The organism is Porphyromonas sp. (genome assembly GCF_030529325.1).
Lineage (GTDB): Bacteria > Bacteroidota > Bacteroidia > Bacteroidales > Porphyromonadaceae > Porphyromonas_A.
In genome coordinates this window covers 1-10,230 of record NZ_JAUMXC010000061.1, presented here as the reverse complement: position 1 = coordinate 10,230, position 10,230 = coordinate 1, and the positions used below count along the sequence as shown (strand labels likewise).

The following is a 10,230-nucleotide window of genomic DNA, read 5'->3' as shown; positions in this document are numbered from 1 at the left end:
TCTCCTTATCGGCACCTCGCAATACAGACTACTTCACCTACCTGAGGTTCCCGGAGGGTGTTCGTCGTATGATTTACTCGACAAATCGGGTGGAGCGTCTCAATCGTAGTTATAAGCGCACGTTGCGCATGCGTGGGGCTCTTCCCTCGGCTGATGCCGTGCTCTTTCTCCTCGGATCTGTAGCCCGAGATATGACCGAAAGGACTTACACAAAGGTTACCCTATTTCCAAGACCGGAGTATCAAATAGAATGAGCAATAACCCGAAAAACTCAAAGTTTTTTACCCCCGGGGTTACCCCGGGAATAAAAGGAACAACTAACCTTACACACTTTTTGGGACACTACCCAAATCTATTCCACCCTGCTCCACTCGATCAAGACTTGATCCGAAAACTCTTCCTTGAGGTGTTGGAAAAAGTTGCCTACCTTGATAAATCAAGATGCCTACCTTGATGAGTCAAGGTAGGCATCTTGATTTGAGACCTTCTATATCTTGTTCTCGGGATCTCTCCGAAAAGTCATTCTCCAGACAATAGAAAGTCACCATTTATCATAAGTTCGACAGGTCAGGCCTTTTTCTTTTTATGCCTTTTGTGCCACTTGTGATAAATGATGTAGCCTGTTATGATGACACTTAGGAGAAAAAAGCCTGCAAGGAAGACAAACATGGGAGCGACGGGATCCATAAATCCGTCATAGAGTCGTCCCACATGCAGTTCGAGAGCCGTGTGCCACAGTGATATACGGCCCGGGCACATTTCATCGGGCATCTCCACGAAGTCTGCGCGATCTTGTACAAATCGAGCCCCCTTGCTGTAATCAAAAAGGAGTGCTCCGTGCCTGAAGTCGTCCGAGTATCCGCTTATAGCATTGTCAAAGGTAGGCATTCCGCCCTTACGCCCTGCATAAGGCTCTCCCTTGATAAGATCAAAAGTATCTCCCGTCTCTCTATCCCACTCGAAAAGGCCACTGAAAGAGCCAACTACCCACTTGCCGTCAGCCTGCTGTTGCCAAGCCGTGATCCCCATGACGCTCACGGGTGGAGTTTTCTTCAACGGAGCGGGACGACTTGTAAGATCGGAAAGAGTAAAGAAACCCTCCGAAGTCGAGAGCAACCAGTCATTGGCGCTCTTGTCATGACGGATGCGTCTGAGCTTGTCGTGCCAAGGATTGTCGCTATGCAGCTCTGTGCCCGGTATGGGACTTACCTTGGATCGGATGATGGCGATCAACAAGGGGGGGCGGAGAAACATTCCCGTGAAGGTGACGAGAAGAAGCAACACAAGGAAGAGGCTGCCCAACTTGTTGTGCCACTTGAGAGAAAATCGTGTGAGCTTGTTATCAGTCTTGAGACCTTTTTTCTTTCTCTGTTTGGTGATCATGATTTTTATCGTGATGATCAACCCAGTGACACAGAGGATGATGAGGATGAGGCCGACAATGTCTACTACAATCTGCCCTGCAAGTCCGAAGAGTTCGCCGCTATGGAGAAGCCACAATGTACGGAAAAGAGAGACCTTGGGCGAGTATCCATCCGGAGCTTGGAGTTGTATCTCTACGAAGTCTGTATTTCGGGCATCCCTGAGATAGAGATGAGAGCGCGAAAGGAGCAAGACGCTGTCACCGAGAGCGATGAGATCTGTGTAGCTTTTCTCACTGTGCGGCAGCCCTTCGACCGGTGCCCACTTCTCTCCCTCCACATCATACTTGTATAGAGAGAATGCAGACAAAGCCAAAAGTTCGCCCGATGCTGTCTCGACCAGGGAGCGCATACTGCGGTGATCTGCTCCGGGAGGCAGACCGGTATTGCGGTCTACGAACCGACTGCCATCTCTATCGGTCTGCCGGACTCCGGAGCCACCGTAGATCCAGACCGAACTGTCACGGAGTGTAAGGGAGCCGGAGACACTGCCGTTGTTCCAATTTTTGTACTCATACCCTTTCGGCAATAGGGTACGTGAGAGATCGATCCCCGATACAGCACCGCGGTGATTGAGGATAATCCCTGAGACGGCAAACATGAGGATGAAAAAGAGAAGGATGATGCTTACCCACTTGTGGGTCTTGAGAAGAAACTTTCTCATACTGCCGGAGAGATAAGAGATGATGACAGCAGAGCTTATTTATGGCTCTGCACAAGAGATCTACAAAACAAGCAACCTGCAATCCGCACGTTATCTGATACGGATCACAGGTTGTCGTTTCCTTTAGATCATTTCCATGATCGGATGATTGGATCAATGTGCATTACTTGCCAAAAGTAGTAGAACCGTCGGACTGGTATACATACTTGAATGACACATAGCCCGGTGTACCTTCGGCATTCTTGTAACCGATGAACTTCACTTTGGCATACTTACCGTCCGCTGTTCGGATCACAAACACGTGGTCATCAGCCTTGTAGATATATGTAGGAGGAGCTCCGTAGAAAGAAATAGCCTTACCCAACTGTATTTCGACCGTAGGAGTGAGCTGTATCTTCGGAGTGCCGTTAAGCTCCACGTTGGCAGTCGTCTGCACCTCGATTACCCTACCTTGGTAGCCAAGTACCTTGAAGTCCTCGTCAACATGATAACCATCCTTTGGAGCTTCGGTGAGAGCAGATAGTTCGGTCTTGTCGGTGATGATGGCACCACCCTTACCCTTACCGGACTTACCGCTGTTGGTACGGAAGAAGAAAGTATTGATCGCGATATCCCAGTCCAAACGTTCCTTATAATTCGCTTCTGTGACACCTGCCACTTCCTTGCCCGTCGCAAATGAAAAATAAATCCATTCGCCATTGACCTGAGTCGTCTTGCTCTGCATATATTCCTTTACAGAACCATTGGGAGGTGTAGGTTCGCTCCCCTTCTTATCACATGATGTGAGGGAGAGCAGTCCTGCTGTGAGGATCAGAGCTACTGTAAAAATTGTCTTGTTCATAGTTTTGTAGTGTTGTTGATTAAATAAGTGAATCAGATCTCCAAGTTGAGGGCAACGAACCAGTTACGCCCGATGCCCGTATAGGAGTTAAAGCTATGTATAGCTGCGTGATAATCAAAAATATTGTCGAGACCAAAAGTCAGCCTTCCAAACCTGTCGTACCTGTAAGACAATGCCAGATACCAAAGCGTATAAGCGGGTATCGTAGTGGTGTAGGACGCCTTGACAAGCCTGTCTTGGAGGAGCAAATCCTCCTGTACGTCAAACTCTTTCTTGCCGATATAAGAAGCGGTGAGGTTTACATTCAGACCGTGCTTTTTCCAAGCCTTTTGATACTCCGCTCTGAAAGTCCCGGAAAATCTGCTCTGAGAGTTGAGCTGAGCGCCATTGACTTCGCCGGGATGGAGGTAGTTGGCCGAAGCATGGAGCTGTAATCCCTCTACAAAAGGATTGAAGCGCACCTGTGCTTGTAGCCCCATAAGTTCTACGGATTGGAGATTACGATAGTGCCGTTCCTTTTGATCTTTTGCCCATATCCCTTCGATCTTGTTGGAAAAAGCATTGATATAACCTGACAAAATCGCATAAAAACGCTTGGAAACATACTCTGATGACAGAGACAGGTAATGGTTACGCTCCGGTTTCAGATCTGTATTACCGTAGATCATAAACATCCCAAAGTGATCCCAATTCATATACAGCTCCTTGATACCGGGCGAACGATAGCCGGCACCATAATTGAGGCGGAAAGTCACGGGAATCATCTTGTATATGGCGGACAACTTGGGTGCGAGATTGAATCCATAAGTACTGTGATAGTCTGCTCTCAAGCCCGTCACCAGGCCTATACGTGAAGTGATCTGCCAGTCATCCTGGATGTACAATGCACTGCTGTGTTGACTGCGGGAAGTGTAACTGTCGTTGGTGAACTTATCGGTATAAAGCATCTCATCGAAGTACTCCGCTCCGACATTGAGTTCGTGACTCTCTCCAAGCCTTTGGATATACGACAAGCGAGGCTGGATCATCCGATGCTTGTAGACAAGGTCCTTGCGCCCTTCGATCAGCTCAAATTTCTGGTATCTGTTGTATTGATCTGCAAAAAATGAAACTTTTATCTCCCCTCCATTACTCAATCTGTAAGCCCCCGACAATGTACCTGAAAGATCGGTATTGTACTCGTAGATGTTGTCGTGATTGAGATCATACTTACTCATCTCGTACAGTGTACCTGTGGCCGAGAACGAGAGTCTCTCATCTGGCGTAAAAGTAAATGCTTGTCGCAAACTGTTGAGACCGAAACCTGAGACGTTTGTCGGCACGGACTTTACCGGCATGGTCAAAGTCACATCGTACTCCTTGAAGTATTTCGTAAGTCCCTCTGTATCGTAGAGGCTGAATGCATCTGCACTCCTACGCGTAAATGTTGTCTGTGTGCTCCACTTCTTATGGGCATAAGACGCAGTAAGAGATCCGTTGAAATTGGGAGCATCCGCATTACGCTTAAATAACTCATACTTATCATCGGCCTCAAGTCTGGGGAAATTGTTCTGATAAAGGGGAGCCCACTTTGTATTCAAAGAGACACGAAAACGCCCCTTAGGCTTTTTTGTAATAATATTGATGACTCCACCCATCGCCTGAGTACCATAAAGAGCGGAACCTGCACCTTGGACGATCTCTATACGCTCGATATTATCGAGGTTTATACGCTGATAGTCTATATTGTTTCCGGTCTCCCCGGCCAGGCGTTCACCATCTACGAGGAAGAGGATGTGCTTGGCATCCAACCCTTGCATATTGATGCTGGTCCCAAACCCCACTTCATTGAACGTCAGTCCGGGTACTTCTTGCATCAAAAGCGTCTTGAAGTCCGTGATCCCTCTCTCTGCAATCTGCTTACCTGTGATGACCTGCGTCATCACGGGAGAGTCGGATATCTTCTTGAGAGTGCGGGTAGCCGTGACGACAAACTCATCAAGAGCATGTCGTGTATCATCATCAAAGAGACTCTTTGACGGAGTTTGAGCTTGTGCAGATATACAGTATACAAACGCGCCAATGAGTATGGCTGCGATGATATGGATCTTCATAAATAATGCAAAGTGAGTGTTGAGAGTTTTAGCTCTGTGGTCTTTATGCTGCAAAATTAGATATTGCGTCCAGCTCTCGCAATCACCATAAATTGGTATTTTACCCCCAAAGCATAAAACTTTGTTCAACAGAATATACAAATGGACAAAATTCAGCTCTTTAGCATGACTAAGCTCCGAAGAAAGACTCCCTATCCGGAGACCGATCCATAAAAAGCAGACACCCCTTGCATCGGTCTGATGCAAGGGGTGTCTGTATTTCAACTGTTGCTAAAACAGTGTAGCAGATCAGTCGGGATATTACTTGATCACTTCCTTGAGCTTAGCATCCACTTCTTCAGGATTGTGGCTGCGAACAAGGATCTGTCCTTCCGGAGAGATAAGCAAGATAGTAGGGATACCTGTAAGACCGTAAACCTTAGCACCGTTGCTTTCTGTATCGAGGATAACATCCCAAGTCATAACACCAAGTTCTTCGATAGCCTTAGCGTTGTCGGCCGGATCTCTTTCCCATGTACCAACACTGAGGATGCGGAGACCCTTTTGAGCGTAAGCCTTGTGAAGGTCTGCCAAGTGAGGCATTGCGCGACGGCAAGGACCACACCAAGAAGCCCAGAAGTCTACAAGGAGATACTTACCGTCTTCCATGAAAGAAGAAAGCTTAGTCACATTGCCTTCAGCATCCTTGATATCGAAGTCTACATACTGAGTACCGACCTTAGTCTTTTCAGCATTGAGCATAGTTTCATAACGATCCTTGAGTGCCTTGTTGTTTTTGATCACATCAGAAGCAGCCTCATAAGCAGAGATGAACTCTGCGTTGTCATCATAAGACAAGCTTGAGAATGCGATGACACCAAGTACGTTGTCTGGATACATCTCGAGGTACTTCTTTGCTACCTCATTTTGAGCTGTTGACATCTGAGTGATGAGAGAGTCGATCTCTGCACGCTTCACCTCGTCAGACTTTTCTGCATCTTGAGAGATAGCCTGGGCTTGTGCGCTGAATGGCTCGACTGCAGCCTTGATTTCCTCTGTCATGATCATGTAACGGTCAAACATAGGAGAGCCCTTCACAGTAAATGGCATCTGAGCATCTGCAGCGTTAGCTTCGATGACAGCCTTAGAGCCATCCTTGAAAAGAGGAAGTACACCACCTTCAAATCTCACGTAATACATTTTCACAGTATCTACGTCAGATGTATACTTGAAAGATTGGTTTTCCACAAGAACCGAGTCAGGAGCAGCGTCCGAACCACGTTCACCGATGTATAGATACTTGCCGTTAAGTTCGGCAGGCATTGTAGTTGATGACAACTCAAAGCCTTTGGATTGGGGTTGGCAGGCAGCCATTGCCATCGCCACGATACCCGCTGATAGGAAGATTTTCTTCATGTTTTTAATCTTGTTTGATTAAGAAAGTTATTTTTCTTTGCAAAGATAAGGATATTTTACCGTTCAGTATCATTATCGGGGTACAAATTATTATAGTTCGAGCATTTATTCGCCCTTGATCCTTTGGAAGTTAGTCTGCTTTTTCACATTGATCATCCCCGATCGACATCAGACAGATTCAGGCAAAAAAAGATCGGTCTCGAGCGGGACTTCCGACAAGACACGAGCAAACGATAGTTAAGCACATGATAATGAGGCGAAAAAACAACCTCACATAAAAGGGAGAAATATAGCCCAAAAAAGGTTGTCTAACTTGATTTGTCAAGTTAGACTCCTGATTTTCGAGAGATGTACATCTTTCTTTTGCTCGACCATTGCCACATCAAAAAAATGCGGCCTATATTCCTCACCTTCAAGTCACTCCGATACCGGAGACAGGGTTGTCCCGAAAGTCTCCAACAAAATTCCCTCAAATATTTTGCGCATCTCGGCATGACGGAGGGTGAAGTTGTTGGCCATGATAGAGACAGCATAGACCTTCCCATCGGGAGTTTGGATATATCCGGCATAGGCAATGACGTGTTTGATCGAGCCACTCTTGAGATATGCTCTGCCGGAGAGAGGAGTATCTTTGAGAAAAGAAGTCACCGTGCCCTCTTTTCCGGCAAGGGGAAGAGTCCTCATGAATCTGTGAGTGGAGTCACTGCGGTAGACTTTCCCAAGGAGGGAGGTGAGATAGTTGGCGGTTATCTTGTTTTCGGGAGACAGCCCCGAACCATCAAAGACATTTGCCTCTCCGGATACCAGCCCCCTCCCTTGCCAGTAGAGCAGACTGTGATGAAGGGCAACCTGAGTCGGATTGCGCCCCTCTTCCATACGCTTTTTGATCCATGTCTGCCTCAGTAGAGCTTCGGCATAGAGATTGATGCTGTGGATGTTGGTAAGCCTCGCCAACTCTTCTATGGTGGGCGAGAGATGCTCATACAGCAAAGGCATATCTGTCGACGGGAGGGTATCTGCCGTGCGACACTTCCCCTTGTGCGTGACGCCCCGCTTCCGGATGTACATACTCATATATTGCGCAAAGAACAAAGGTGGGTTTGGGATATCGCCCCTGATGCCGAGCTGCTTGACAGCTGCCGGATAGACGCCTGTGATCAATCTATGCCCCCCATCTCCTATCGGCATAGAGATGTAGAGGGAGTCGGACTTCCGCGTCGTGGAGTAAGTATATGCTCCGGACAACTTCAGTCCCGGGATCGTAGGCATGTGCACAAATCGACGTCCATAGTCGGAAAAGACAACTTCGTAACTATTGTCAAAAAGATTCAGCAAGTAAGCTCCGGCAGCATAGTGATTGCCCATATCGTAGTGCAACCAACGCGGATTGAGAGCCTGATAGTCGTACGACTGCGGACTGTAAGCAATGATGTCTCCTTTGACGACAGAGATTCCCTTGGCTGCAAGGGCATCCGCGGCTTTTCTGAAGAAGATATGTCGGTCTTCGCTCTTGAGATGCCTCGAGCCGATAGAAGGGTCGCCTCCCCCGATAATGAACAGATCTCCTTCGAGCACTCCGTTTGATATCTTTCCTCTCATGCAGATGCGGGTGGAGAGTCTGCTGTCCGGAGACAATACCTCCATGGCTGTCGCTGTGGTGGGCACCTTCAGTGTGCTGGCAGGTGTCATGAGATGGCAGGGGCGGATATCCACGAGACGCTCGCCGGTCTCTGCATCTTGGACACAGAGGGACCAAAAGATATTTTTGAAGGCTTCGGGCTCGGCAGGAGTACGCACGACCTGTGCTTGAGAGACGAGAGATAAAGAGAGATAGGCTGCGAGGAGAGATCCCCGACGTGTCATACGGTTGATAATGTTTATCATATATTTGTGTATCTTTGTTTGGAGTAGTACAAGGGAGAGTGATATCTCGATCGTCCCTTGTTCACAAAGATATTGATTATTGACAATAGAGATGAAAGATTTTTTTGCCAAACCCTTTACCATAGATCGCATAGCCCGTATAATATTTATCATCCTTGCGATCTTCCTTGCAGGCTACATTGTACGCTCACTGATGCCGATACTTTTGCCCTTTGGTTTGGCTTGGCTGGTGGCATACATGCTGATGCCGTTGGTGCGTTTTTTCCAAAACAAGTTGAGGTTTAAGAGTCGCATCCTCTCCATATTGACCGTGCTATTTCTGATGATATCCATCATCACGAGCATAGTCCTCCTCCTTTTACCGTCTATCAAGGAGGAAGTATCCAAGGGCTGGGAGCTGATATCATTCTACGCAAGCTCTGATGTCCTCCTCAAGATACTACCTGAGAGTATCCGTGAAAGGCTCGAAGAGTACACGGACTTGGAGTCCGTTGTCGCCGGGATAGACATGGACAGGATCGTGGAGACAGTGCGGGAATTCGTGACAAAGTCATGGAGTCTTGTGATGAGTACATTTTCGTTTCTCATGGGACTCTTTGTGATCTTCCTATTCTTCCTTTATCTCATCTTTATAATGAATGACTATGAGGGTCTCAATAAGGGGATCTATCATCTTCTACCCAAAAAGATCCACCCATTTGTGAGTGAAGCCATCGACAACGTCGAGTATTATGTCAACAGCTACTTCAAAGGGCAATCACTCATAGCGCTTTGTGTCGGAGTGCTCCTTGCCATAGGATTCAGGATCATAGACCTGCCGATGGGTATCTCCATAGGTCTCCTTATCGGGGTCTTCAACCTCATTCCCTACATGCAGACACTCGGACTGATCCCCATCACACTGGCGTCCTTGCTCAAAGCTGCCGATGCGGATCAAAACTTCTTTGTCGTACTTGCCCTCGCCCTTGGTATATTGGGGGTTGTACAAGTGATACAAGACACCATCCTTGTACCTAAGATCCTCGGCAAGACCATGGGGATGAAGCCGGCAGTGATACTCCTCTCCCTATCTATTTGGGGATCGCTTCTCGGTATCCTCGGGATGCTCTTTGCCCTCCCACTCACGATGATCCTCTATACTTATCACATGAAGTATATCGTAGGTGAACCCATCGAAAAAGGCGGGTTGGTAGAACCGGTCAAAGAGTCAAAACTATCAAAATGGTTCGGCTCCAAGTCTGATAAAGATCCAAAACCTGAAGAGTAAGCGGGGGAGATACAGGCTTGAGCTCAGGCGCGTTAATTATATCTTAGCGGCTTTACATCTTTGTGAAAAGTAGTAAAATCTCTGTCATTTGGGAGCCTACGCAGACGAGGGAGATTAGTACAGTAAAGATTTTGCATTAACTTTGCCCCATTGGATAATTCAACATTATAACGATAAAAACTAAGAAAAAACATGAAGAAACTTTTTTCGTTTGTTGCCCTCATCATGGCAACAATAGGTGTAGCAAGTGCTCAAAATGTGCAAACACACTACAACATCGGTAAGCGTATCGATAAGACTAACCAAGAGACCCACTCTCCGATGATCCTGACCATCGAAAACCTCTCTTTTGACAAGTGGGGACAGACTTTCTACTTCGTTGACTTTGAACTCGGCAAGAAAGGGATGGACATGGCTTACTTTGAGATCGCAAGAGAACTGAAGTTTTGGAAAGCTCCTATCGCTCTTCACGTCGAATACAACGGTGGTGTGAGCAACGGCGGATCATTGAACCACACATATCTCGGAGGTCTCTCTTACCTCTGGGCTAAGAATGGAAATGCATTCAACCTCAGCATGATGTACCGTCATGACCAAGACTTTGAGAAGCCTCACAACATGCAGTTGACAGGTGTGTGGTCTTGGACATCATGGAACAGAGTATT

Annotated in this window: 8 protein-coding genes; 3 read left to right on the top strand and 5 right to left on the bottom strand. The window is 47.2% G+C overall.

The window, feature by feature from the left end:
- Positions 1-254: transposase (locus Q4A14_RS08140; protein ID WP_303171314.1), on the top strand; the 254-nt coding region annotated here is incomplete at its 5' end.
- 313 nt (positions 255-567) lie between these two features.
- Here the strand turns inward: Q4A14_RS08140 and Q4A14_RS08135 are convergent.
- The 5 genes from Q4A14_RS08135 to dacB all read right to left on the bottom strand — a co-directional run bounded on the left by Q4A14_RS08135 (position 568) and on the right by dacB (position 8,298).
- Positions 568-2,085, bottom strand: a complete 1,518-nt coding sequence (locus tag Q4A14_RS08135) for a PepSY-associated TM helix domain-containing protein (RefSeq protein WP_303171312.1) — start codon at positions 2,083-2,085, stop codon at positions 568-570.
- A gap of 163 nt (positions 2,086-2,248) precedes the next feature.
- Positions 2,249-2,926 carry an HmuY family protein gene (locus Q4A14_RS08130; RefSeq protein WP_303171310.1) on the bottom strand — a complete coding sequence of 226 codons (678 nt, stop codon included), beginning with the start codon at positions 2,924-2,926 and terminating at the stop codon, positions 2,249-2,251.
- Between the two features lie 32 nt (positions 2,927-2,958).
- Positions 2,959-5,019, bottom strand: coding sequence for a TonB-dependent siderophore receptor (locus Q4A14_RS08125; RefSeq protein ID WP_303171309.1), 2,061 nt, complete (start codon positions 5,017-5,019; stop codon positions 2,959-2,961).
- A 300-nt stretch (positions 5,020-5,319) separates the two neighbouring features.
- Entirely contained in the window at positions 5,320-6,414 is a 1,095-nt protein-coding gene (locus Q4A14_RS08120) for a TlpA disulfide reductase family protein (protein WP_303171308.1), read from the bottom strand.
- A 417-nt stretch (positions 6,415-6,831) separates the two neighbouring features.
- Positions 6,832-8,298, bottom strand: coding sequence for a D-alanyl-D-alanine carboxypeptidase/D-alanyl-D-alanine-endopeptidase (dacB, locus tag Q4A14_RS08115; RefSeq protein ID WP_303171306.1), 1,467 nt, complete (start codon positions 8,296-8,298; stop codon positions 6,832-6,834).
- Between the two features lie 91 nt (positions 8,299-8,389).
- Here dacB and Q4A14_RS08110 point away from each other — a divergent pair, with 91 nt between their 5' ends.
- Together Q4A14_RS08110 and Q4A14_RS08105 are read left to right on the top strand one after the other, a co-directional pair.
- Entirely contained in the window at positions 8,390-9,565 is a 1,176-nt protein-coding gene (locus Q4A14_RS08110; RefSeq protein ID WP_303171305.1) for an AI-2E family transporter, read from the top strand.
- A 192-nt stretch (positions 9,566-9,757) separates the two neighbouring features.
- A partial coding sequence (locus Q4A14_RS08105) for a DUF5020 family protein (protein ID WP_303171304.1) occupies positions 9,758-10,230 on the top strand: 473 nt, incomplete at its 3' end.

Bases quoted from the DNA above. Each gene is read 5' to 3' on its own strand.
- Q4A14_RS08135 (WP_303171312.1), bottom strand. From the start codon at position 2,085: ATGAGAAAGTTTCTTCTCAAGACCCACAAGTGGGTAAGCATCATCCTT.
- Q4A14_RS08130 (WP_303171310.1), bottom strand. From the start codon at position 2,926: ATGAACAAGACAATTTTTACAGTAGCTCTGATCCTCACAGCAGGACTG.
- Q4A14_RS08125 (WP_303171309.1), bottom strand. From the start codon at position 5,019: ATGAAGATCCATATCATCGCAGCCATACTCATTGGCGCGTTTGTATAC.
- Q4A14_RS08120 (WP_303171308.1), bottom strand. From the start codon at position 6,414: ATGAAGAAAATCTTCCTATCAGCGGGTATCGTGGCGATGGCAATGGCT.
- dacB (WP_303171306.1), bottom strand. From the start codon at position 8,298: ATGATAAACATTATCAACCGTATGACACGTCGGGGATCTCTCCTCGCA.
- Q4A14_RS08110 (WP_303171305.1), top strand. From the start codon at position 8,390: ATGAAAGATTTTTTTGCCAAACCCTTTACCATAGATCGCATAGCCCGT.